Consider the following 22,605-nt stretch of genomic DNA (forward strand, 5'->3'; position numbering starts at 1 on the left):
CCGGACATGGCGGCATTAAATACAGGGGCCCTCGACTGAACACCGAGGGCCCCTGCGTGTATGTCGTTGACCAAACGATCACACAGCCCTGTTCTCCGAGGGCCTCACTCAACGTGTTGTATGCCTGTACCTCAGTAGCCAGCCGCCCCTGCCCTAGGCCGACGCCATCGACATACCGATCCTCTTCCGTAACGGCCCGGGTGGTCGGACCAAGGGCGAATGGCGCCAGGACGATCTCGCCCCATGGGAAGGCACAGGCTTCCCCAGCAAGGACGGCTGGTACCTGCCGACCACGACATGGCGGGAGATCCTCAAGGCCGCCATCAACGTCGGCCGCGATCTCCCTCCCTGGTTGGACCGCCCCGCACCACGCCGCGCGGGAGATCGCGGCCCGAATAGCGCCGATGGACACCTACATGGACCTCCATGACGGGCCTCACCTCCACGACTCCAACGCCGGCCGCCGCCTGACCGCGAACATCGTCCTCAACAGGGCACGGAGTCCAGTGCCCGCGGGTTGTTCAGCTACCGGGTGGGCATGACCATGGCCGAATGGGCTTGCCGTTCCCTCATGGGCCTGAGCCAGACCTGGCACATCGAGGACAAGTGGCCTCAGGGGATCACGGACACCGCACAGAAGACGAAGTCGGTCAAGGGCCAGAAGAACCCGCGGCCCGACCTGTGGCGGCAAGTCCGACACCCCCTCCGGCGAACCGACCAGCGCGGCCCCCTCCCCAGGGGGCCGCAATCCGCGGAGGCGAGCCTCGACCAGGACGAGAGCGGAGCAACCCTGCTGGACGTCGCCCGCTCCCAGATGCTCACCCTCCTGGCCCTGTGCGCCGCGGAGATGGCCTCGTTCACGCTGCTGCGCCTTGGCCCGTCGCCCGGGAACGCACAGAGCGCCGTCGAGAGTCGGGCCTGCTCACCCTCATGGAAGACGACCAGGCGACCCGCGACCGGCGCGATGCCCTCCGGGAACGAAGTGGATCCCCCTCCGACGACACAGCACAGGAGGTGGGCCTGGAGAGCTTCCTCACCGCCCGCATCCCCGGCACGGAAGTCACCCTCGGCATGTCACAACCGGCTCTATGCCGCCTGCGAAACAGTGTGGCCGGCGGCGCCGGGGAAACGCTACGTGCGAGGCGGACGGGAGTTACCTACCGTCACCGACGGCGAGCATCCGTGGCCGGGCTCGAGTTGGCCACCTCTGGAACGATCAGTTGGGAGTCCAGCCGCTGCCACGCTCCGAGGACCGCTTGGTGAGCATCGGGGGCGAGGTGCGCGTACCGCTGCGTGGTCTGGTAGCTCTCGTGCCCGAGCAGGTGCTGCACCTCGTACAGTGACACCCCCTTCTGAACCAGCCAGGACGCACAGGTGTGACGCATGGAGTGCGGCGGGTAGTGCGGAACCGGCCGGTTCGTCCCGTCAGGTTCTGTGTAGTGCGCGCGCTTGACCGCGGGCCACCATGTCTGGGTCCGCCAGTTGCCGTCGTCGAGCAACCGACCGGACCGGCCCTTGGTGACAGTGGTGAAGACGACTCCCGCGCGGTCGCGCCCGCGCATGTGGCGGGCAAGGGCGTCGAGAACGTGCTCGGGGATCGGGACCTCGCGGCGGCTCTTCGAGCTCTTCGGGTACTCCTTGATCCCTGACTTCGTGTTGACCTCCACGACGAACAGCCGGCCCCGCCGCCAGTCGATGCGGTGCCCGTGGAGGCCGGCCAGCTCTCCCCACCGCAGGCCGGTGTAGAAGGCGAGCAGCGCCATCGTCTGCCACGGCTCTTCGAGCTCATCGAGGATGGCTTGGGCCTCCTCGACGGTGAACCACTGCGGCGGCTTTACCGCCTCCCGGGGCAGGTCGATGCGCCTGCAAGGCGTCACGGAAATGAGATTCTCGTCGACCGCCGCTCGCATGATGGAGGACATCAGGTTGTAGGCCCGCCGGATCGCCGAGGCCCCCTTCTTGTCCACGACCAGCTTCCGGACCCAGGACTGCACGTCCAGGCGGGAGATCGCGCGCACTTCCCAATCAGACCAGTACGGAGAGATATGGGTACGTATGCACGAAGCGTCCCCTCGCTGCGTATGGGGTTCCACGACGCGGGCTTCCCACCAGCGGTCGTGCCACTCCCCAAACTTGATCTTCCCGGCCTGCGGATCTTGATACGCATTCCGGCGGAGTTTCGCTTCCTGGTCCAGGCCCCACTCGCGGGCCTGCGACCGAAGGGGAAACGTCTCAGTGAACCGCTCGCCAGTATGGTTTCTGACAGTGGCCTGCCAATTTCCGGAGGCCAGTTTGCGCAGGTACGGCATATTCCCTTTCCGATTGTCTTGGGCATGACGACGGACCTCGCCACAACACGTATGGGTCGGGCTCAGCTCAGCGCCAGGGGGAGGCGGCAGTGCGCCGCCGGACCAGTTCATGCACGTCCCTGCTCGGGATGCGGACACGCGAGCGCTCGTTGCCAGTGCGCAGGTCCACAACCGACAGCTCACCCGAGGAGATGTACCGGTAGACAGACCTCCGGCTGATGTCGAGAATCTGGGCAACGTGGGGGACAGAGAGCAGGTTTTCGCACATGGCCGGGTCTTTCACTTCGCCCTGGGCTTCCGACGACGCCTACGCAGTGACTGCGCAGGGCACGGTTCGGGCCGCAGCGGATATGGACAAGGAAGCCCGCACTACGCCACCGCCAAGGAGTCGGCGCGAGCTACGTCAATGGTCTGGAGAACCCCCGGTTTGGCTAACCGGGGATCGTCGGTTATACACGCACGCCGCCGTGTGCTCAGGCGCTGTCCGGAGAGGTCACCGGGGCCAACCGGTATCCCCGAGGCGGTCGCCCTTCGGCCCCGTCCCCCACAATCACGATGCCGTCGCGGACCAGGCGGTCGAGGCTTCGGGTCACGACCTTTTCCGAGACGCCCACGGCACGGGCGGCCTGTCGGGCATTCACGCCCGGGTGCACGGCGACGTGGGCAAGGACAGATCGAGCGCGTCGGTAGCCGTCCTGGAGAAGGTCTTCGGCGAATAGGCCGGCAGCGCAGACACACAGGCAGAGCGCCGTGGCGATGCCGTCATAGTCAACGTGCCGCTGCGCAGTCCATGCGCACACAGCGCCGAGGGTGAACAGAAGAGGAGCCGTCAGGCGCAGAGAGAGCAGTACGGACTTGGGCAGAGGACCTCCTGAAGCCATGGCTCGATCGAGAGTGCAGCGAGCCCACGGGCCGCCTAGAGGGCGTGCGGGGCCTTGCTGACCTGGTGTTTTCGGGGACGTTGTACGTTGACATGGTCTCGGAGAGCGTTCCAGTCGTTCGCGCCACTTCCCTGTCTGCCGTGGGCGAATGCTCCGAGCCGGGCGCGGTTCCTGCCGCGAACCGTAGAATCTCCCTGCGGCATCGGACCAGACTTGCCACGATCACGAGAATGACGCCGCACCCCCTCCTTGACGTCGCCCATGTGGCCACGCTCGACGCTTACGTTGCGGGCATCGGAACGATCTTTCGCACGTTCGCCGATCAGGACTCCGGATGTGTCTCGTACGGGGTCCTGGTGGATGGGCGGAGGTGGTTCGTGAAGAGCGCTTCAACCCCTGCAGCGCTGTCCTCACTGCGGCGAGCCGTCAACGTGCACCAGGCCGTCGCACATCCAGCCATCACGCCCCTGCTGAACAGCATCACGACGAATGAGGGGCTGGCCCTCGTCTACCCCTGGGTGCCAGGCGAAGTTCTCTACCACCCCACCAGATCCCACCACGGTGGCAGAACTGCTCCCGACAGCCCAATGGCCCGTTTCCGCGGCCTTCCACTCCCCGAGGTCCACGCCGCCCTGGACGTGATTCTGGACGCCCATCTCGCGGTAGAGGCCGCCGGCCTCGTGGCCGTCGACCTCTATGACGGCTGCATACTGTACGACTTCAACGAACGGCGGATGAGGCTGTGCGACCTTGACGAGTACCGACTGGGGCCGTTCACGCTGGACGCCGACCGGCTCCCCGGCTCCAGCCGGTACATGGCACCGGAGGAGTTCGTACGCGGTTCGCTGATCGACATCCGGACCACCGTATTCAACCTCGGCAGGGCCTTGCGGCTCCTGCTGGACGCTGGCGACGATGAGCATCAATGGCGCGGCACCGCCTCCCAGCTGGCAATCGCCAACAAGGCAACATGCAAGGAACCAGACCAAAGATTCCCCTCCGTCAACGCACTGACCGAAGCATGGCATGAAGCCCTGTAAGCACAGGATCGAGGCTAACGCTGACCAGCTGGACGTAACGGTCACATTCGCCAGGCAATGTTAGTGCGAGCCAGGAGGGAGGGTTTCGAGATGAATGGCAGAACCGCCAAGAGTAAAGCGAAACAACGCGAGGCACGCGACGAGAACGAAAATCTGGCCAGGCTCTATGAACAGGTGACTTTCGAGGAAGTACACCGCCAGGTACTCCACCTACTTCCGACGGAGCCAGTCAGGGTCTTGGACATCGGTGCCGGTACGGGCAGGGACGCAGCCGCCATGTCCCTCCTAGGGCACTCGGTGATCGCCGTCGAACCTGCCGAAGAACTACGGTCCGTAGGACAGCGCGCCCACGCCGGTCACAATATTGCCTGGGTGGATGACGCACTGCCCGAGCTAAGGAGCCTCGGTCGACAGAACGAGCGCTTTCAGCTGGTGATGCTGACAGCGGTGTGGATGTTCCTCAATGAGGATCAGCGCCACAATGCCCTGATCCGCATCGATGAGTTGCTGGAGGACGGCGGCCGGCTGGGGATGGTCCTACGCGCCGGACCGGTACCAGCCGGCCGCGTCATGTACACCGTGTCCGCAGCTGAGACGGTTTCTCTGGTATCTAGCCGGGGACTCCGCCTAATCCACCAGAGCCAGCAGGCCGACGCCCTCGGGCGCGACGGCGTGGTCTGGAACAACCTGTTCTTCGAGAAGCCATAGGCTGCCCGTCAAAACGACAGCAGTTGCGGCGCAGCGCCAGGACTTCCGGGCCGGCTGTCCGCTACCGCAACCAGCCACACCCCGTGAAGCATCAACCCAGCTCGCGACCACGGCGTAGTTCCCAGGAACCCACCTCGGTGTAGTACCTGTCGAAGTGTTGGAGCCAGGCTGCGATGTTCTCCGTTCTCCGGCGGGCCAGAGCGTCGGTCACACCCGAGTGCTGCGCAATGGCAGCCGCCAGCTCTACGTTGCTGAGACTCTCGCCCTCCTGCAGCTTCCGTAGTTCCGGTATGGCGTGCAACCGTGTCCGCACAGAAGCGTTGAACTGAGCCTCTTCCAGTCCGGCTGGAACGTTAAGCAGGGCGAGATCTCGCACGATGCCGGCCTCTACGGCGGACGCAAACGTTCCGCGCCCGCTGTAGAGGGCGAAAAGGTTCTCCGGTCGCCGAGTGGCCGGGTACCAAAGCGTGGTCGCCTCCGCACCTTCCGTTTGCGGCGGACCGGTCTCGGCCTTGAGGAGTTCGGCCTGTTTACGGATGAGGGCTGCCTGTTGTGGTGTCGCCTCACTGGAGGCGGCTTCGACTTGGTCCAAGACTCGCTGGACCTCAGGGTGTGCCGCGGGGGCCTCCACCAGTAGCTCGAAGTTGCTGTTCGGGACGCGACCAGTGGCCTTGCCCGTCAGGTTTGCGGAGCCGACCAGACAGCGGTCGTCAGCGAGGTAGATCTTGGCGTGCAACGCAGGGCAGAGATCGACCTGGACGCGTTTGTCGCTCTCTGTCAGTTCCATGATCTCCGGGTCGGAGACCCCGGCGGCTACCTCCGCCGGGGTCCACCGTGTCACGCAGCGAACGCGCTCCACGGATGCGGGCACGGCTGCAACAGCCGCTTCGAAGATCGGCTTCTTGATGAACGGCGCGATCAGGGTCACGCTCCGCGAAGCGTGCTGCAGCAGCCCCTCGATCTGCCGCCAGACGTGGTCGTACTCCGTCACGCCCCGTCGTCCTCGCCGTCGATGAAGTCGCGGGCGTAGCGGCCCCAGTCCTGCCGCGCATCTGCGATCTTCTCGCGCTGCCGGTCGCTGGGGATCTCGTCCTCCATACGGGCCCATGAGAAGAGGAGGAGCTTAAAGGTATCGGCCGCCCGGTCAAGGCGGTGCCTCAGTTCATCCGGGGTGGCGTCTTCCGGCACCTCTTCGAGCACTGCCAGCAGGTGGGCGTGCAGCGGGTGCTTTTCGTTGAAGATCACCTGGAGCATGCCTGCCATGAGGTCCACGCTGAAGAACGCATGCGAGTCCTGGTAGCTGGAGATCCAGCGCACGCGCCAGTCGTTCTCCAGGGCCTCATCGACCAGGGACTGCGCAGTGTCCTCATCGAGGTGGTGCCGCTGGGTCAGGGCATCGAACTGTTCCTGCCGCTTGTCTTCAGGAGTCGCGCCTTCCGCCAGGTCGTCGGTCTTACCCGTATGCCCGTCCTCGCTACGTCGCTTGACAGCGTCCGTGGCCTTGGCGTTGACGTCGTCGTCATGGCGCTTCTTCGTCTTGCGGTTGCCCACCGTCTGCTGCCGCAGCTGCCGCCGAATGGCGGGGAGCAGCTTGGTCTCGAGGTAGAGGGCAAGGTCGATGAGCCGCAAACGAGGATCGCCGAGGTCCGCGAGGCGATCCTTGAACGCCTTGAACGTCTCGTCAGCCTCCGCTTCAGACCTCCAGTCAAAGTGGGCGAGCGAGGAAAAGATCGTCGCAGTCTGCTTGTTATTCGTGACACCAAACACGTCATCGAGGGCCGGAGGGAAGTCGATCTCGACACCCCACCAGCGCTCCACAGGGTCATAACCGATGGCCCAGGAGGAGTCGAGGTCGAGTTCACGGCCGTGACGGACGAGCGAAATGCCGATGTTGTGGCGGGCGTGCTTGCCCCAGGGCTGGGCGCCGGCGTCCTTGGTGGCCTTCGCGCTCTCCGGCCAGGGCTGGCCTTCGAGATCCGGGCGGCGAGCCTCGGGGCGCGCGATGGAGGCACGCACCTTGACTACGTGCTGCTTGCCATCGACGGTGATGGGGAAGTGCGCAACACCGGGCTGATCTTCGGTGCCCATGTTGAAGGGTTCGAACATGGGCTGCTCATCGAACGGCTTCGGGGTGCTGGTCGATGCCATCAGGTACAGCGGGTCGTTGGGCGCGGCGTAGTACTCGCCGTCGATAACCGCTCCGTCGCGGACCGGAGCCATCCTGATGTCGACAGTGCCGGCATCCAGGTAGTGCCGGTAGACGCGACCGATGATGTCCGACGTATTACGCAGTGTGGCTGCGGCACCGTGCCAGTTGACGCGGTCAAGATTGGTCCACACCACGAGGGTTCCAGTACTGCCCAGCCCCAGGCTGAGATTACGCCAGTACTCGGGGAGCGGGCTGAACTCCGGAGCGGGGACGTCATCCCGCCCCTTGTTGATCTCTTCGAGATCAAGGTAGCTGTACATGGCGTTGCCAGGGCCATTGGTCCAGGACCACACTTCGAGCTTGGTGCACTGGGACATGCTGGAGTTGGGCAGACCCATCCCGAAACGACCGATGCGCTTACGGTCGTCACCGCTGCCGTCACCAAACTTCAGCGCTCGGCGCAGAGCCTCAGCGTCCATTCCGGTGCCGTTGTCGAGCACGGCGATGGTCTCAACGCGATGGCTTGTACGAGCGGCCACCTGCACCGGGCTCTCGCAGGCGAAAACCTCTACCAGCTTGGCCTTGGCATCGATGCTGTTGTCGATGAGCTCGGCGAGCGCGTACGCCGTGTTCTTGTATCCGCTGTCGCGCATGGCCTTCACGGTCAGCGAAGGGCTGACGATCCGGTAGTTGTTGCCTTCGCTGATCACGCTGTCTCCCATACATCTTCCCAGTTGATAAATGCCTCGGCGACGTCTCCGAATCCGGGAAGTTCCGGATCGACGACAGTGACGATCTCGCAGGTGGCGGTTCCGCCGGCCTTCGGTCCTCGGATGACCCGGCCGACCATCTGGCTGTAGAGCACCAGCGACATGGTCGGGCGGGCAATGACTGCGGCGCTGGCCGCAGGCGCGTCAAAGCCCGTCGTCAGGACCCCGTAGTTGCACAGGATCATCGGACGGGGAGCAGCGCTCTTGAAGCGGGTGATGACCTGGTTGCGGTGCCGGGTCGAGGATTCGCCCGTGACGAATTCGGCGTCGAGGCCTACGGCGGACAGCACAGCCGCAATGAGGCGGCAGTGGTCGACTGACGCCGTGAATACCAGGATTCTGCGGTGTTTTCGCTCCAGCAGATCCATGATGGTCTGGACAACCTTAAGGTTCCACTGCTCGTCCCGGGCGAGCTCGGAGATGATCCTGGCCGGGATGTCGAACGAGTTGGCCAGCAGGCGCTGGTCCTGTACCGACAGGTGCAGGCCAGCCTCGGACGCCACCGTCTTCATGGTCGGCTTGGAGAGATAACCCTGGTCGATCAAGGCCGTGACCGGGTTGCTGTAGCCATCGATCTTCAGCATGACCTTCTGGCGGGAGAAGAAGTTGGACAGCCGCTCATCCTGGGCAATGTCTGCCCAGGTACGTCCCGGTGTGGCCGTGAGTCCCAGCAAGCTCGCGTCCGGGCGGATGGTCAGTGCGTCCACGACCCGCTGGAAGGTGGGCGCGATGATCTGGTGCGCCTCGTCGAACACTGTCAGGCTGCTACGGGCGGCGAGGAGCCGCAGAAACTCCGGCCTGCTCTTTGCTGCCGAGACCGCCTTCTCGAGGCCAAGGATGACCACGCCATCCGTCACACCTTCCAGGTCGGTCGGCGCGTCAGCCCACATGCGCACCACGGATACCGGTCGGTCACCCAACTTGCTCCAGGCCCGCTCGAATTCAGCAGCTGCCTGCTCGAGGAGCTCTTGACCGTGAGCCAGCCATACCACGAGTGTCGGCTCATGCTGCCGCAGGTGATCGCAGATCAGGTTCATGCCGGTGCGGGTCTTGCCAACCCCGGTGGGCAGATGGAGAACCACCCGCCGCGGGCCGTCGTACAAGAGCTCCTTCACCCGGGCCGCCGCGGTCCGCTGATGCGGGAAAAGGGCGTACTCCGGCCCGCAGTCCTGACGGAACAGCGGCTGCGCCGCCGGCGCCCGGTCGATCGTGAACCCGAGGAACTCGAGCAGCTCCCGACGTTGGTCGAGCGACCACTTCAGGGACTTGAGGTATGCGAGCGGCTCGGTGCTGGCCTCCTCGGAGCCCACCCGCTGCGCCAACTCCCGCTGCTTCACGGCGGGCAGCAGCGCGAACAGCTCCTCGCGTTCCGCCGCATCAGCGACCAGCGCCTCGGCATCGATTGCCACGGACGCCACGGCGCGGAGTCGCTCGTCTTCCGCTGTACCACCGTCGATGAGGTCCAACAAGGCACACAGCTCCTTGCCGAGCCGCTCACGGATGTACGACATCGGGGCAGCGTCCAGGACCGCCTGAAAGGCCAAGCCAGGCGACCACGCCGTCAAGGGGCCACCATCCCGTGAGTGCCCATCGCAGCGCCGCGCGACGCACGCACCTGACCAACCATCAACATGAAGTGCCCCCACCTCAGTACAGCCGACACCACGCATCGCTCCAACGATGAGTAGCCCCAGCGCATCAGCGTGCGATCACCTTAAACCCGCCCACTGACAATCGGGTTCACGTCCTGCATATCAGCAGATCAGCAGACGTCTTTCGGGCATCCGCCTATCGAAATCACGCCACGAAGCGCTTGACGGGTGACGGCGATCGCTGCGCACGAGTGAATAGAAATTATGTTCGATTAAGTGCGCCGCTCACTCTGCCAACCCCAATCCCATATGGCTGGCAGAATTCGACTCCTGGTGGAGGCCCGAGGCGGGCGCCCCACATTCACCAGGAGTGCCGACTCAGACAGAGACCACAGGGGCGCCCGGCCCGTCATCGACCGAGCGCAAGCGCGGAGACTAGGCCGGATCGATCCCCTCGGTGACCCGGGGAGTGCGCGTTGTGCACCGCGCCACAGGGGGCCGGTTGTGGCGAGCCTGTCCCGGTTGTCTCAGGCGTTCGTTAGGATCTCAGTGCACTCCTGGTGGAAGATGAGACCCGGCCGAGGAGAGCCACCAGGAGTGACCGGAGCGCGCAGCAGCAAATGGGGGCGGAACATGACAGGTGACCTGCGAGACGTAGATGTGGTCTACCTTGACTACAACGCCACCGCGCCCCTGCGACCCGAGGCCTTTGAAGCGACCGTCGCCGCACTGCAAAGCGTCGGCAATGCCTCTAGCATGCACCACCCCGGCCGCGAGGCCGCGGCCCGAGTCGATGCGGCCCGCCGAGACCTTGCTGACCTGCTTAATTGCACCCCCGGGGAGATCATCTTCACTTCCGGGGCCACCGAGGCAAACAACCTGGCCCTGCGTACTGGCTATGCGCGCGGCGGCTTGCTGGTCACCACCGCCGCTGAGCATCTGGCCGTGATCGAAACCGCGCGAGCCATCACGGCGGAGCAACCCGACTCCCTCCTCATCCTGCCCGTCGACAGGGACGGTGTTGTTGATCTTGAACCCCTGGATGCAGCGCTTAGCGATGGCCCCGTGGCTCTCGTCTCCCTGATGATCGCGAACAACGAGACCGGAGTGCTGACGGACCTGGCCCCCGTCTGCAAGGCGGCCCACGAAGCCGGCGCCTTGGTCCACACCGACGCCACGCAGTACGTCGGGCGGCTCCCCCTAGATCTGCGCGAGCTCGATGTCGACCTGCTCTCCCTCTCGGCCCACAAGTTTGGCGGGCCGCAGGGCATCGGGGCCCTCTTCGTCCGTCGAGGGACACCGCTGCCGCACCGCCCGCTGCTCGTGGGCGGCGGGCACGAGCGGGGTTGGCGCGCCGGCACGCTCAATGTGGCTGGAATCACAGGCCTCGGAGCGGCTGCACGAGCTGCTCGACAGCAGCTTGCACATGAAGCAGAACGAATCACTGCGCTGCGTGACGCCCTCGAAGCAGCACTCACCGCCGAGGTCGCCGACTGCCGCATCAATGGAGCTCGGACCCGTCGCCTCCCCGGCGTCACCAGCATCACCTTCCCTGGCCTGCCGGCAGACGCTGTCCTTGCGGCAATGCCGCACGTGGCCGCATCCGACGGAAGTGCGTGCTCATCAGGAGCCCCGAGCCCAAGCCATGTGCTTCTCGCCATGGGGCACAGCCGCGACGACGCCGACTCCACAGTGCGCTTCTCTCTCGGCTACGCCACCACCGAACGCGACATCGAACGCGCTGCCACTGCGGCCTTGAACGCCGTACGGCACGTCCGGTCGGTCATGGCCGCGACGGCAGAGCCCTAGTCGGCGTTATCCCCTCTAGACGTCTCCCTCTCGTTCTTGTTCACTGAAAGGCCCCTCGCATGTCAGACAGCCGGCTTCCTGAAGCCGTGGAACTCTCCTTCGGGCGCCACGAGACGTTTGCCCCGCGTTTCGGTTGGCTACACAAGGCGTACATGCAGGTCAAAACCGATAAGGAGATCTTTCATCGCGAGGACGCCCCGGTCCTGCTGGGCGTGGGCAAGAACATGGTCCATTCCATGCGGCACTGGTCCAAGGCCTTCAAACTCACTCAAGAACACGCTCACGAGGACCCCTCCTACCGCGCCATGGCCGCTTCCCCTACGTGGCGTGCCCGGTGGCTGCTCGACGAGGAGGGAGCCGACCCCTACCTCGAGGACACCGGCAGTCTGTGGTTGCTCCACTGGTGGCTGCTGTCGGGCGAGCCTGAGGCCAAGTGCTGGGTTCCGAGCTGGTACGTGATCTTCAACCACTCGCCTCGTTCCAGGGTCACCTCGGCGGAGATGACCAGCTTCATCACGCGCACCATCCACGAGAACTTCGAGGAGAAGGACTGGCCTGCAGGGGAGTCCATCTCGCGCGACGTGGAGTGCATGATCAAGATGTATGCGCTGGACCAGGAGTTCAACCCACTATCCCCCGGCAGCTTCGAAGACCTCCTCATGTCCCCCTTCCGTGAGCTCGGCCTGCTGGAAGGCCAAGGCAAGGGTAGGGACCGCACCTGGTACTTCACCAACGGATCCCGCTCAAATCTCCCCGCGCCCGTACTGGCCTATGCCTGCCTGGACTTCGCCGCGCGGTTCTCGAAGAACGCCGGCTCCATCTCCTTGGCCCGGCTCGCCCAGGACCCGGGATCCCCAGGCCGCGCCTTCCGTATGCGGGAGCCCGAACTGACCAAGGCCATCGAGTCTCTCGTTAGCGACCACCCGGACCTGCAGATCGTCGAAACTCTCGGCCAGGGCAGTCTCGCCTTCTCCAAGGCTCCACTGGAGCTGGCCTGGGACATTCTTGATGCGCACTACGGACGTGTCCGGGAGCGTGAGGGATTTCCCACCCCCCAGGAATGGACCAAGAAGTACCCCGGACTTGATGGCGACGCTCCGAAGCGGACGCGCAAGAAGCAGCCGCAGCAGGTCGAGGCGCTGGACCTGATCGAGGAGAACGCGTAACCATGGAGACGAAGACCAACCGACGCCCTCACCAGGCTGCTGCCGCGCAACTCCCTGCTGGTATCACCCTGGTGGGCTCCGAACTGCGCTCGACCAATCTTGAGCGCGACGTCTACGAGAAGCACCTCAACAACCCCTACGTTGGGGTCCGCGCCCTCGATGTCCTTGATCGCGTCACGAACGCCGTGGCGGATCTCCGCCGTACCCGTGCCTGGTCCTTCACTGGTCCATATGGATCCGGCAAGTCCACCCTTTCGAACCTCTTTGACGCTTTCCTTGGCCACGACGAAACCCGCCGCGGCGAGGCCGAGGCTGCGGTCAGGGCCACCAACCCCGGTCAGGCAGCTCGGCTCGCCCGGGTACGCGACGAGCTCACCGACAAGGCTGGCTTCCTCGGTGCGGTCGCCACCGCTCGCCGCGAACCACTAGCTGCCACCGTGTACCGGGCGCTGCAGACCGCGGTAGATCGCAAGTGGAAGAAGCGCGTCCCCAAAGAAGTCGCTCAAGCGCTGGCCGTATGCGCGGAGCGCGAGGTGCCGAGCACCCAGAGCATCATCGATGCTGTCACCATCTTGTGTGACCGGCACCCCCTCCTGCTGATCATCGACGAGTTCGGCAAGACGCTCGAATACCTCGCCGCCAGCGGCGACGCGGGCAGCGCCGAGAGCGACGTTTTCCTGCTGCAGATGCTTGCCGAAAAGGGTGCTGGGCCCTCGGGCATGCGGTTGTTCATGTTCACCCTGCAGCACCTCGCGTTCACCGATTACGCGGCTCGCTCCAGCGCCATCCAGACTCAGGAGTGGGCCAAGATCCAGGGCCGCTTCGAAGACATCACCTTCGCTCCGAACCTCGGCGATGCCATCCATCTGATGCGTCGACGCCTGGACTTGACGGGGGTCGCAGAGCCGGGTCTCGAGCTGATCCGTATGCAGGCCGAGGCCGCAGCCCGCGCATGGAGCGATCACGCCCTTAGCGCTGTGGTGAGTATCTCCCCGGAGACGTTCGCTGGCGTCTACCCGCTGCACCCACTCACCGCCGTTGCCGCGCCGCTTCTCGCATCCCAGATCGGCCAGCACGACCGCAGCCTTACCGGCTTCCTCGCCAGCGACGAGCCCAACACAGTCCGCCGGACTGTGGACACCCTGTCGTCTGACGCACCCGAGCGAGCAAGCACCATTCGACTGCCGCAGCTCTACGACTACTTCTTCGCATCCGGCCGCACCACCATCCTTGCTTCGACCAACGCCGGCCGCTGGCTGGAGGTCGACAACCGTCTCAACGAGGCCCACGGCCTGCCCGCAGAGGACCAGGAAGTCCTCAAGGCGATCGGCATCCTGAACCTCATCGACGCCGACGGCTTGCTGCGCGCCACTCCGTCCATGATTCAGTTCGCGCTGCACGACCCGGCGGACGCGCCCGACCCTGAGCGCTACACCGCCCTGCAGCAGCGGCTGAACAAGCTCGTCGACGACGGTTTCATCGTCCACCGCGCTTATAGCAACGAATACCGAGTCTGGCAGGGCTCCGATGTCGACATCGACGCGCGTGTTCGGGAGGTCGCCACCCGTATCGCCCCGGCCGACGTCATGGGCTATTTCAGCAAGCACCTCGGGACTGTGCTGCCTGCGGCTGTCGTGGCCGGCGGGCACAGCCAGCGCACCGGCATGTTGCGCTACTTCTCCACTGCGGTCAGCCACAAGAGCGAGAAGCTCACCGGGCCCCAGGTTGTCCAGGACGCCGCCGACGGTCTGATCGTCTACCACCTCGGACCGCTCGAGAGCCGTCCTGTAGTGCAATCACCGTTGCCCGTACTCATCGGCACCACCAAGAACCCAGAAGCTGTTCTGCAGGCTGGCATCGACCTCGTCGCTCTTGAAGAGCTCCTGGACGATGACACCATCGACCACGTTGCCGCCCGTGAGATCGAGGAACGCGCAGCACACATCTCCCAGACCATCGGCACGCTGCTGGACGAGGCATTCAACCCCCTCAGCCCGCAGTCCAGCTGGTACTTGTGGCACAAGGGCACTGAGGTTGACGGCGGCGAGAGCGAGCCCATCGAGGCGCGCAGCTACGCCAACCTGGCCTCCCAGGCATGCGACCGGGTGTACCCCTACACCCCGCACATCCGCAACGAGATGGTTGGACGTCACCAGCTCACGAGCAACGGTGCCCGGGCCCGCCGCGAACTACTCACCTCCATGCTGCAGCGGTCCGGCAACCCTCTGCTCGGATACGACAAGTCGAAGTACACCCCCGAGCGGGCCATGTATCACGGCGTCCTGGAATACCTGGGGCTGCACCGGGCTGCTGGCGAGACCGAGGCGGGCACCGACTCCACCAGCATCCTCACCCACGGCCTGTCGCGCCCCAACCCCGAGAAGAACCCCAGCATCAGCAAAGCCTGGGAAGCCCTCGAGGAAGCGCTGACCGGCGCGAAGCAGGCCACGCCGATCGTCGACATCTATCGGCAGCTCATGGCGCCGCCCTACGGTGTCAAGGCTGGCGTCGTTCCGATCCTTGTGGTTACCGCGCTCATCCTGCGGGCTCAGGACGTCGCCCTGTTCGAGGACGGCAACTACTGCCAGCGACTCACTCCGGAGATCGTCGAGAGGCTCAACGTCCCGTATCCGGACCGCTTCACGATCAAGGCTTCCCCCACGGGCCGCGGGCAGCGCCTCCTCGTCGTCAACAGTCTGGCCAAGGCACTTAATGTCGATACCCCGCGCTCCCGGGCCGCCCGTAACCCTGCGCTGCTCGGCGTGACTCGGGCGATGCTCGAGCGCGTCATGGTTCTGGAGCCCTATGCCCTGAAGACTCGTCGGCTGAGCGCCGAGGCACTCGCGATCCGCGACGTGCTTTCTCAGGCCACCGACCCCGACGAGCTGGTCTTCACCTCTCTGCCCGCGGCGTTGGGCTTTGAGCCGATCGGGGCTACGGCACCTCGGGACGAAGAGGCAGCTAAGGCGTTCGTAACCAGCCTGACGGCAGCGCTCGACGATCTCACCGGTGCTGGCGCCGCCTTGCGCCAGGAGGTCGTGGCCACGATCGGCCGCGAGTTCCGTCTGCCGGCCGAGATCACCGGCCTTCGCGCCGGACTCACCGAACGGCTGCTCGGTTTCGCCAACGCGCCGCTCGAGCTCAACCTGCAGGGCTTCGTCTCCCGTGTTCTCAACGAGAGCCTGCCGGACGAGGACTGGCTCGACCCGATCATCATCCGCCTGGCGAACCGAGCTCTGGGAGACTGGACCGACAAGGACGCCGCGACCTTCCCGCGGCAGGTGAAGGAGGTGGCCCGCGCTCTCGACCGTGTGAGCCACCTGTACGAAGCCCACACGGCTACCGATGCGGCCAAGGACGAGACGACCGTCTCCCGGCAGATCGACACCCATCTGCTGACGCTCACCACACCTCAGGGGACCGAGGAGCGCACCCTCATCCACGTCCCCAAGCAGTCCCGCCAGGTGGCCGACGAGCTCGTTGTCAGTGTCATCAGGCAGGCTGAAGAAGCACTGGGTCCCGACGGCGCACGAATCCTTCTCGCCGCCCTGGCCGAGCGCCTGGCCGTGCAGGACGCCGACGCGGCCCCGACGACGAAGGAGATGCTGTGACCGACACCAACAGCCCGGCGGGGAAGAAGCGCCACGTCCTCGGCCTGTCGGGAGGCAAGGACTCCTCTGCTCTCGCGATTCACATGCGCGACCGGGTGCCGGAGATGGAGTACTTCTTCTGCGATACCGGCGCCGAGCTGCCGGAGACGTACGAGTACCTCAATCGCCTTGAGGCCGCCGTCGGCAAGCCGATCGTGCGACTCAACGCGACCCGCGATTTCGACCACTGGCTCGAGGTCTACCAGGGCACGCTGCCCAGCCCTCAGATGCGCTGGTGCACCAAGAACCTGAAGCTCAAGCCCCTGGAGGAGTGGGTCGGCGATGACGAGGTGATCTCCTACGTCGCGATCCGCGCCGATGAGAACCGCCTCGGCTACGTCAGCACCAAGCCGAACATCTCCGCGGTCTTCCCCTTCCGGGAAGACGGCATCGACCGAGCCGGCGTCGACCGCATCCTCGAGGAAGCTGGCATCGGTCTGCCGGCGTACTACGAGTGGCGCACTCGCTCGGGCTGTTACTTCTGCTTCTTCCAGCGCAAGCACGAGTGGGTGGGCCTCAAGGACCGCCATCCGGAGCTGTTCGAGAAGGCCATAGCGTACGAAGAGAAGGTCAACTACCGGCGCACTGCGATGCAGGGCCGCGAGTACACCTGGTCCCAGGGCGAGTCGCTGCACGAACTGATCGCCCGCCGGGACGAGATCGAGGAAAAGCACCAGGCCGCGCTCGCCCGCGCAGCCAAGCGTGTGAAGCCGAACCGCCCCCTACTCGAGATACTCGCTGACGCCCACGACGAGGATGACGACGAGGCCGGCTGCGCCGTGTGCCACCTGTAGAGCTCTCAGACCGCGTTTGAGATCTGACATGGGACGATCGGGCGGTGACTCGATTCGTGAACCGTGACCGCTCCCTTGAGGAGCTTGAGCGCGACCGCTGGTCGGCCCCTTCGGGCGGCGAAACCCGGCTGATGGCGAGCGTGCGTGAGCTTCGGCGCAAGCCGATTGGCGGCCTGACGGTCGAGGACATGCGGTTGCTGATCAGGCAGGACGTGGGCCTTGCCTATCTCCTGCCCTTGGCGGTGGAAGTCCTCCGGGTTGACCCACTGGCAGAAGGCGACATGTACGAGGGCGATCTGCTGGCCGCCGTGCTCACCAGGAGCACGGGGGTCTGGATCGAGTTTCCCGGCCTTGGACGGGAGGTCCGCTCTATCGCCTCGGAGTTGGCCGACGTGCCGCCGGCTCTGAAACGCGAGATCGAGGGGTTCCTGTCTCGGTAGCTCGGCGACAGCAGCTGCCGTCGGCGAGGGGCCGGCGGGCTCGTTAGGAGGATTGCCGCACGAGCGGTCGCGGGCCGGGGCGCGTAGCAGCACGGCCCCGGGTGAGCCGGCGGACCATGACGCCGATCATGGCCCATCGAATCATCGTCTCCGAGTGAGCCGGACTGGCCTCGTAGTCCCGGGCGAGGCGCCGGTGGGCGGTGAGCCACGAGAAGGTCCGCTCCACCGCCCACCTCTTCGGCTGGACCTGGAAGCCCCGCTGGCCAGGGTCCTTGCGGACGATCTCCAGGTCACGGCCGAGGATGTCTGCGGTCCACTCGACCAGACGGCCGGCGAAGCCCTGGTCCGCCCAGACCTTCCGAACCTCGGGGTGGTCAAGGCGGGTCCACAACAGCGACCGCTTCGCGCCGTCGCGGTCCTGGATGCTCGCCGCGACAACGTGGACGGCCAGGAGCAGGCCGAGGGTGTCGGTGACGATGAACCGCTTGCGGCCCTTGACCTTCTTGCCCGCGTCGAAGCCCCTCGTGGCAGCGGGGACGGTGTCGGCAGTACGGACGGACTGCGAGTCGATCAGCCCGGCGCTCGGCTCCACATCGCGGCCGTCGGCCTCACGGACCTTGCCGCGCAGAGCGTCGTGGATGCGCTCGACGGTGCCGTCGTCGTGCCACCAGGTGAAGTACCAGTACACCGTCGGCCAGGGGGCGAAGTCCTTCGGCAGCTGCCGCCAGGCGCACCCGGTCCGCACCACGTAGAAGATCGCATTGACGATCCGCCGCCGCGGATGTTTCTCCCGCCGCCCGCCCTTCGGCCCCACCCGCGCTGGCGGCAGCAACGGCTCCACCAGCGCCCACTGCTCATCCGTCAGGTCCGACGGATACCCACCCCCGACACCCGTCACAGCGGGCTCAACGAATGCCTCAGCAACGGGACACGGCAGATCTCAAACACGTTCTCACACCTTGAAGGGCCTTGCTGATTTCGGTCTATGCCGAAGTCAGCAGGGCCCTTTCCCTTTGCCTACGGTCCTCAGCAGTCTCCCCCTTCCCCAAGCGCCTCTTTCAAAGGCATACCGCCAGATTTCTACCTGCTGATCCTCAACTCCGCCTCATCCAGGGCAGATCTAAATTTGCTGAATAACCGGGCTCGCCAGTAGCTCAAGAACTCCATACAACTCATCGTTGACTTCTCCCTCATACGTGGGTTTGGTTGTACAGACCGAGACCGCGGAGGGGCCCCAACTTGACCGATTTTGCAATTACACACGACCTCGACCCAATTTCCGAGCATGAGCCGCAGAGCGCACTGAAGGTCATCTCATATGGAGGCGGCGTGCAGTCCACGGCTCTCCTGGCCCTAGCCGCAAAAGGAACGATCGACTTCCCCACATTCTTGTTCTCCAACGTCGGGGACGACAGTGAGAACCCAGACACTCTGCAATACATCAGGGAGGTTGCCTCCCCTTTCGCCCAGCAGTACGGCATCTCCCTAGAGATCCTGCAGAAGGTACGGCGAGATGGGCGCACGGAGACACTTTGGCAGATGCTGCACAGGCCAGAAGCGCGCTCCATACCAATCCCTGTACGGATGGCCAATGGAGCTCCTGGGCGCCGCAATTGCACAGGCGACTTCAAGATCAAAGTGATCTCCAAATGGCTCAAGACCAATGGCGCATCAGCAGACAGGCCCGCTACTGTCGGCATCGGAATATCTGTCGACGAGATCCATCGCGCAAACAGACGACGATCCGAACCCAATCAGAGGGTCGCGTACCCTCTGCTCGACCTCGGGCTACGTCGCGAAGACTGTATACGACTGATCAGAGAGGCCGGACTTCCGGTACCCCCCAAGAGCTCGTGCTTCTTCTGCCCATTTCACACTGTCGACGAATGGCGAGCCCAGCGAAAATTCGCGCCTGAGCTATTCAGCAAGTCGGAGAACCTGGAGAGGTTCATCAACTCTCGTCGCGCTGCGCTGGGCCGTGATGATGTCTACCTCACACGATATGGAACCCCTCTGGGGACTGCCATTCAGATTCCAGCTGGCGACGACCTCGGGGAAGGTAACTGCGACTCCGGCTGGTGCATGACGTAAAGGCTGCACAAGCCTGCCACTGAAGTTGATCGAGTTGTGTCGTTGAGAGGGCCGCGGCCCCTGCCTCGCATGGCCACTTCCGCTCCATGCACCCGCTCGTCGGTGGATGGCATGCGACAGCCCGAGAGTGTGCCAGCTCATCCCGCGCGCCCCCTACGACGACTCGTCCAGTCCCCCGAAGCGGACTCCGGCGAGCCCTGCGCCTCAGACTGTGCCGACCGCAAGAACGTGCGAGGAGGCGTCCACGAGCGCGCAGTGCTCGTCGGCGAGGCGAGCTGTCGTGATCGCATCCGCGAGCAGCGCTCCTGCTACCTTCTGGCTCGCATAGCGGTCTGCCGCGACTACGTACGCCCACCCCGGACCCTCGATTCCGTGCACGCTCACACCATTGAGTCCCGCCTCGGTGGCCTCCTCGGCGAGCTCAGCTGCGGTGTGGAAGTGAATCACCGTGAACCCCCTGCTGCCGTCGTAGGAGCCTGTGCTGATGACTTGCGCGACCTCGCCAGCCAGCAGCTCCGGGGTCAGGCCCGCGCTGACGGTGTAGTCCTGCATCAGGGAGTAGCGGGAGATCCCTGCGGCTGCCACCAGGCCGCCCGGCACCGTGACCCGGCAAGCCTCCTGGAGAGCCCTGAGGCGATCCGCGCGGTCCGCCAGATGGTATAGAGGGCCCAATAGCAAGACCGCCTCGAAGCAGTTGGACGGGAAGGCTAGATCGCGAGCGTCGCCGAGCTCGGCCGAACAGCCCGGCGCGTACGCGCGGGCCTGCTCGACGTGCTTGGGCACCGGATCTACGAGCAGCACCTCATAGCCGTCCTTGGTGAGCCAGCGGGCATGCGTACCGGGGCCACCGCCCACGTCCAGCACCCGGGCCGGCGCCACGGGCAGGTGACGCCGCAATAGCTCACGGGTCCTCTCGAACTCCAGACGGCCGACTGCTGTGGCGTGCAGCCGGGACGCCTCGTCGTACTCGGCGTAGAAGTCGGTGATCCGGGCATCAATGCTCTTCATGCCCTGCGAGAGTAGGGTCGGCAAAGCGGGTATCCGGCCGCGGCACGGCCGACGCGAGGGCAGAAGATCCGGTTGGGGGTCTACAGGCTCCCGTCGCAACCAGCATCCGCGCTACAGCTCGCGGCAGGATTCCGGAAATCGTGTCGCTTCCAGGACCCGCCATTGTTAACCAGCGGCGCGATGGAACGTCGATCCCACCACACCGCCATACCGATCGATCTCGTACGGCGCCGCGCCGGCAGAAGTCTGCCGATCCTGTCCCGTCGCGCCGTCCAGGACGATCGGTTCGCCGCCCACCTCCCCGTACACGGCACCGTGCCAAAATCCGTTGACTTTCGGCACCTTCCGTCCGGAGCCGTCGGGCAAGGCCCACCGCTTCTGAACCGAAGCGGCGTCGAACACCGTGATCCCGCGGTCTGCCTCCCTGTACCCGTATTTGGAGCACAGCACCAGGGACTGGGCGTCGTGGCGGCACCGCCAGCCGCTGCCATCGAGCGCCACGCGCTGCTCACCGCTGACGGCATCCACGACGAGCGTCTTGTCTTTGAGGGTTGCGCTCAGCAGCCGGGACGCGGCGGCGGCTGGCTGCCGCGCCTCCGCCACTGTCCATCGTTGTTCACCCGTGGCCGCGGCAACGCCCAGCAGCCTGCCCGCGCCGAACCCCGTCTTTTCACCCCCGGCAACGACGCCGTCAGCGAAGGTCACTGCACGGAAGTCGGGCTTCGTCCAGCGGACGGTGCCCGCAGAGGGTTCAACGGCGTACGTGGTGTCAGCCGCGGTGACGAGCGCTGTGCCCGGGTCGACTCCGATGACCTGTGGTGCGAGGATCTCGTCGGCCCCGATGGCCGTGGCGGCGAGCCCGCGGGAGCTGGGAGCGGCCACGATCTCGGCCGACCATGCCGTCTTGCCGGTGGCCGTCTCGACGGCCAGCACCTCGATCACGGCTCGGTCCGGCGTTGTCCCTTGCCCCTTCACATCCCTGTTCCAGGCGGCGTACACGGTGGCACCGTCAGGCGAGACGAGGGGGGCAGCCCGGTTGCTTCCGAACCCACCCTTGTCTGCCGCGTACTTCGTGGTCACGTCCCACCGCGGTGCACCGGTCTCGGTGTCGATCGCCTTCAGTCCGTCCTCAGCAGTGATGTAGGCGACCCCGCCGGCAAGCGTGACCGCGGGCCGTGCCGCTCCCCCGCTCGTCGTACTCGGCTGGCTGGCGTCCGGCAAGTCGACCGTAGGTCCGGCGAAGCGCACGGGCGGGTCGAACGCCGGACGGCTTGGCTTCCCGGAAGTCGCATGGGACGGTTCCGCGGACTTACCGGACGACTTCGCATCCGATGAGCTGCCGTCTCCACAGGCGACCAACGCAGCTGTCGCCAGCGTCACTCCGGCCGCAGCAGCGGCCCATCGTCGCGTCTTGCCGGTCCGGCCCATCGCTCCCCCTGCTCGTGATCTTCGTGATCACGACGACCATAGCGGTTGGGCTCCCTGGAGACCGGCAAGTTCTCCAACCACCCGACAGCGAGCCTGTGCGGTACGAACCAGGCCGTCTCGAAGCCACCTCACCATCATGAATCTGGTGGGTGGTGATCCGAAAGAAGCGCCTCAACAGTCGGGTGGTCCAAGGCGAAAGCCACTCCCGTCGGCAGTCGTAGGGGTGCAAGTAGTGTCGATCACCAGGCGAAGTGCGAGGGCCATCCTGTGGCACGGCGATGAGCTCGTGCTGATCAAACGAACCAGGCCAGGGCGGGAACCGTACTGGGTGACAGTCGGCGGCGGTGTCGAGGACGAGGACGCGAGCATCGAGGACGCCCTGCACCGGGAGGTATTCGAGGAGCTCGGCGGCAAGCTGAGCAGGGCAGAGCTGGTGTTTCTGATCACCGACTCGCTGGACGGGGGTGTAGGTGTCCAGCACATCTTCGCGGCGCGTCTGGAGCGGATGGACATCGCGGCACGTACGGGCACCGAGTTCGACAAGCCCGAGCGGGGCCGCTACGAGGTCGTGCGGATCCCGTTCACCGCGGAGGCGATCCGGCAGATCAAGTTGATGCCTCCGGAGCTGGCAGAGTTCACCGCTGGCAACGTCGAAGCCATCACGGCCGTGCTCGACGCGCAGATCGCGTCCGTCCCCGCCACGCAGACAGCGATTCGCCCCACCGAGTGAATCGGTGGGGCGAATCAAGGTCCTCAGCTGCCGGCGGTAT

18 protein-coding genes are annotated in these 22,605 nt (G+C 65.3%); 9 read left to right on the forward strand and 9 right to left on the reverse strand.

Annotation, left to right across the window (positions count from 1 at the left end; genetic code table 11):
• Positions 1 to 1,163 precede the first annotated feature (1,163 nt).
• From ACIF6F_RS29970 to ACIF6F_RS29980, 3 genes are all read right to left on the reverse strand, one after another.
• Positions 1,164 to 2,018 carry a tyrosine-type recombinase/integrase gene (locus tag ACIF6F_RS29970; protein WP_399953679.1) on the reverse strand — a complete coding sequence of 285 codons (855 nt, stop codon included), beginning with the start codon at positions 2,016 to 2,018 and terminating at the stop codon, positions 1,164 to 1,166.
• Between the two features lie 358 nt (positions 2,019 to 2,376).
• Complete coding sequence (locus ACIF6F_RS29975) at positions 2,377 to 2,577, reverse strand: helix-turn-helix domain-containing protein (protein WP_399953682.1); 201 nt, start codon at positions 2,575 to 2,577, stop codon at positions 2,377 to 2,379.
• A 205-nt stretch (positions 2,578 to 2,782) separates the two neighbouring features.
• A complete protein-coding gene (locus tag ACIF6F_RS29980) occupies positions 2,783 to 3,190 on the reverse strand; it encodes a MarR family transcriptional regulator (protein WP_399953685.1) in 408 nt (135 codons plus the stop codon).
• 230 nt (positions 3,191 to 3,420) lie between these two features.
• On the opposite strand from ACIF6F_RS29980, the gene ACIF6F_RS29985 reads away from it, so the two are divergent.
• Positions 3,421 to 4,230, forward strand: a complete 810-nt coding sequence (locus ACIF6F_RS29985) for a serine/threonine protein kinase (protein ID WP_399953688.1) — start codon at positions 3,421 to 3,423, stop codon at positions 4,228 to 4,230.
• 90 nt (positions 4,231 to 4,320) lie between these two features.
• Positions 4,321 to 4,938, forward strand: coding sequence for a class I SAM-dependent methyltransferase (locus tag ACIF6F_RS29990; protein ID WP_399953692.1), 618 nt, complete (start codon positions 4,321 to 4,323; stop codon positions 4,936 to 4,938).
• 91 nt (positions 4,939 to 5,029) lie between these two features.
• Here the strand turns inward: ACIF6F_RS29990 and ACIF6F_RS29995 are convergent, their stop codons facing one another.
• From ACIF6F_RS29995 to ACIF6F_RS30005, 3 genes are read right to left on the reverse strand one after another with little or no spacing between them, the layout of a single operon-like run.
• Positions 5,030 to 5,929 carry a phospholipase D family protein gene (locus ACIF6F_RS29995; RefSeq protein ID WP_399953695.1) on the reverse strand — a complete coding sequence of 300 codons (900 nt, stop codon included), beginning with the start codon at positions 5,927 to 5,929 and terminating at the stop codon, positions 5,030 to 5,032.
• Positions 5,926 to 7,797 carry an ATP-binding protein gene (locus tag ACIF6F_RS30000; protein WP_365134257.1) on the reverse strand — a complete coding sequence of 624 codons (1,872 nt, stop codon included), beginning with the start codon at positions 7,795 to 7,797 and terminating at the stop codon, positions 5,926 to 5,928. Before ACIF6F_RS30000 ends, ACIF6F_RS29995 begins: the two co-directional genes overlap by 4 nt.
• Entirely contained in the window at positions 7,794 to 9,368 is a 1,575-nt protein-coding gene (locus ACIF6F_RS30005; protein WP_399953700.1) for a DEAD/DEAH box helicase, read from the reverse strand. Before ACIF6F_RS30005 ends, ACIF6F_RS30000 begins: the two co-directional genes overlap by 4 nt.
• A gap of 714 nt (positions 9,369 to 10,082) precedes the next feature.
• On the opposite strand from ACIF6F_RS30005, the gene ACIF6F_RS30010 reads away from it, so the two are divergent.
• From ACIF6F_RS30010 to ACIF6F_RS30030, 5 genes are read left to right on the forward strand one after another with little or no spacing between them, the layout of a single operon-like run.
• Positions 10,083 to 11,258 carry a cysteine desulfurase family protein gene (locus tag ACIF6F_RS30010; RefSeq protein WP_399953703.1) on the forward strand — a complete coding sequence of 392 codons (1,176 nt, stop codon included), beginning with the start codon at positions 10,083 to 10,085 and terminating at the stop codon, positions 11,256 to 11,258.
• 59 nt (positions 11,259 to 11,317) lie between these two features.
• Positions 11,318 to 12,424, forward strand: a complete 1,107-nt coding sequence (locus tag ACIF6F_RS30015; RefSeq protein ID WP_365134248.1) for a DUF4007 family protein — start codon at positions 11,318 to 11,320, stop codon at positions 12,422 to 12,424.
• 2 nt (positions 12,425 to 12,426) lie between these two features.
• Entirely contained in the window at positions 12,427 to 16,035 is a 3,609-nt protein-coding gene (locus ACIF6F_RS30020; RefSeq protein ID WP_399953707.1) for an ATP-binding protein, read from the forward strand.
• Entirely contained in the window at positions 16,032 to 16,868 is an 837-nt protein-coding gene (locus ACIF6F_RS30025) for a phosphoadenosine phosphosulfate reductase family protein (RefSeq protein ID WP_399953711.1), read from the forward strand. The genes ACIF6F_RS30020 and ACIF6F_RS30025 overlap by 4 nt, the downstream gene beginning before the upstream one ends.
• A gap of 44 nt (positions 16,869 to 16,912) precedes the next feature.
• A complete protein-coding gene (locus tag ACIF6F_RS30030; RefSeq protein WP_399953714.1) occupies positions 16,913 to 17,308 on the forward strand; it encodes a contact-dependent growth inhibition system immunity protein in 396 nt (131 codons plus the stop codon).
• A gap of 43 nt (positions 17,309 to 17,351) precedes the next feature.
• On the opposite strand, the gene ACIF6F_RS30035 is transcribed toward ACIF6F_RS30030, so the two are convergent.
• Positions 17,352 to 18,245: an IS5 family transposase gene (locus ACIF6F_RS30035; protein ID WP_399953850.1), complete on the reverse strand. Its 894-nt coding sequence runs from the start codon at positions 18,243 to 18,245 to the stop codon at positions 17,352 to 17,354.
• Positions 18,246 to 18,547: 302 nt separating this feature from the next.
• Here ACIF6F_RS30035 and ACIF6F_RS30040 point away from each other — a divergent pair, with 302 nt between their 5' ends.
• A complete protein-coding gene (locus tag ACIF6F_RS30040) occupies positions 18,548 to 19,399 on the forward strand; it encodes a phosphoadenosine phosphosulfate reductase (protein WP_399953717.1) in 852 nt (283 codons plus the stop codon).
• Positions 19,400 to 19,603: 204 nt separating this feature from the next.
• On the opposite strand, the gene ACIF6F_RS30045 is transcribed toward ACIF6F_RS30040, so the two are convergent.
• Positions 19,604 to 20,407 (reverse strand): class I SAM-dependent methyltransferase, encoded by an 804-nt coding sequence (locus tag ACIF6F_RS30045; RefSeq protein WP_399953720.1) that lies wholly within the window; start codon positions 20,405 to 20,407, stop codon positions 19,604 to 19,606.
• Positions 20,408 to 20,572: 165 nt separating this feature from the next.
• The gene (locus tag ACIF6F_RS30050; RefSeq protein WP_399953723.1) at positions 20,573 to 21,655 is read right to left on the reverse strand and encodes a PQQ-binding-like beta-propeller repeat protein; all 1,083 of its coding nucleotides are present in this window, start codon (positions 21,653 to 21,655) and stop codon (positions 20,573 to 20,575) included.
• A 412-nt stretch (positions 21,656 to 22,067) separates the two neighbouring features.
• Here ACIF6F_RS30050 and ACIF6F_RS30055 point away from each other — a divergent pair, with 412 nt between their 5' ends.
• Positions 22,068 to 22,565: an NUDIX domain-containing protein gene (locus tag ACIF6F_RS30055; protein WP_399953727.1), complete on the forward strand. Its 498-nt coding sequence runs from the start codon at positions 22,068 to 22,070 to the stop codon at positions 22,563 to 22,565.
• Positions 22,566 to 22,605: the final 40 nt, after the last annotated feature.

Origin of the sequence: Streptomyces sp. NPDC086023, assembly GCF_044540325.1 — a bacterium.
Taxonomy (GTDB): Bacteria; Actinomycetota; Actinomycetes; order Streptomycetales; family Streptomycetaceae; genus Streptomyces.

What these genes read in the sequence shown, in the direction of transcription:
- ACIF6F_RS30010 (WP_399953703.1), top strand. Translation starts at nt 10,083, where the DNA reads ATGACAGGTGACCTGCGAGACGTAGATGTGGTCTACCTTGACTACAAC.
- ACIF6F_RS30005 (WP_399953700.1), bottom strand. Translation starts at nt 9,368, where the DNA reads ATGTCGTACATCCGTGAGCGGCTCGGCAAGGAGCTGTGTGCCTTGTTG.
- ACIF6F_RS30020 (WP_399953707.1), top strand. Translation starts at nt 12,427, where the DNA reads ATGGAGACGAAGACCAACCGACGCCCTCACCAGGCTGCTGCCGCGCAA.
- ACIF6F_RS29980 (WP_399953685.1), bottom strand. Translation starts at nt 3,190, where the DNA reads ATGGCTTCAGGAGGTCCTCTGCCCAAGTCCGTACTGCTCTCTCTGCGC.
- ACIF6F_RS29985 (WP_399953688.1), top strand. Translation starts at nt 3,421, where the DNA reads ATGACGCCGCACCCCCTCCTTGACGTCGCCCATGTGGCCACGCTCGAC.
- ACIF6F_RS29975 (WP_399953682.1), bottom strand. Translation starts at nt 2,577, where the DNA reads ATGTGCGAAAACCTGCTCTCTGTCCCCCACGTTGCCCAGATTCTCGAC.
- ACIF6F_RS30045 (WP_399953720.1), bottom strand. Translation starts at nt 20,407, where the DNA reads ATGAAGAGCATTGATGCCCGGATCACCGACTTCTACGCCGAGTACGAC.
- ACIF6F_RS29990 (WP_399953692.1), top strand. Translation starts at nt 4,321, where the DNA reads ATGAATGGCAGAACCGCCAAGAGTAAAGCGAAACAACGCGAGGCACGC.
- ACIF6F_RS30015 (WP_365134248.1), top strand. Translation starts at nt 11,318, where the DNA reads ATGTCAGACAGCCGGCTTCCTGAAGCCGTGGAACTCTCCTTCGGGCGC.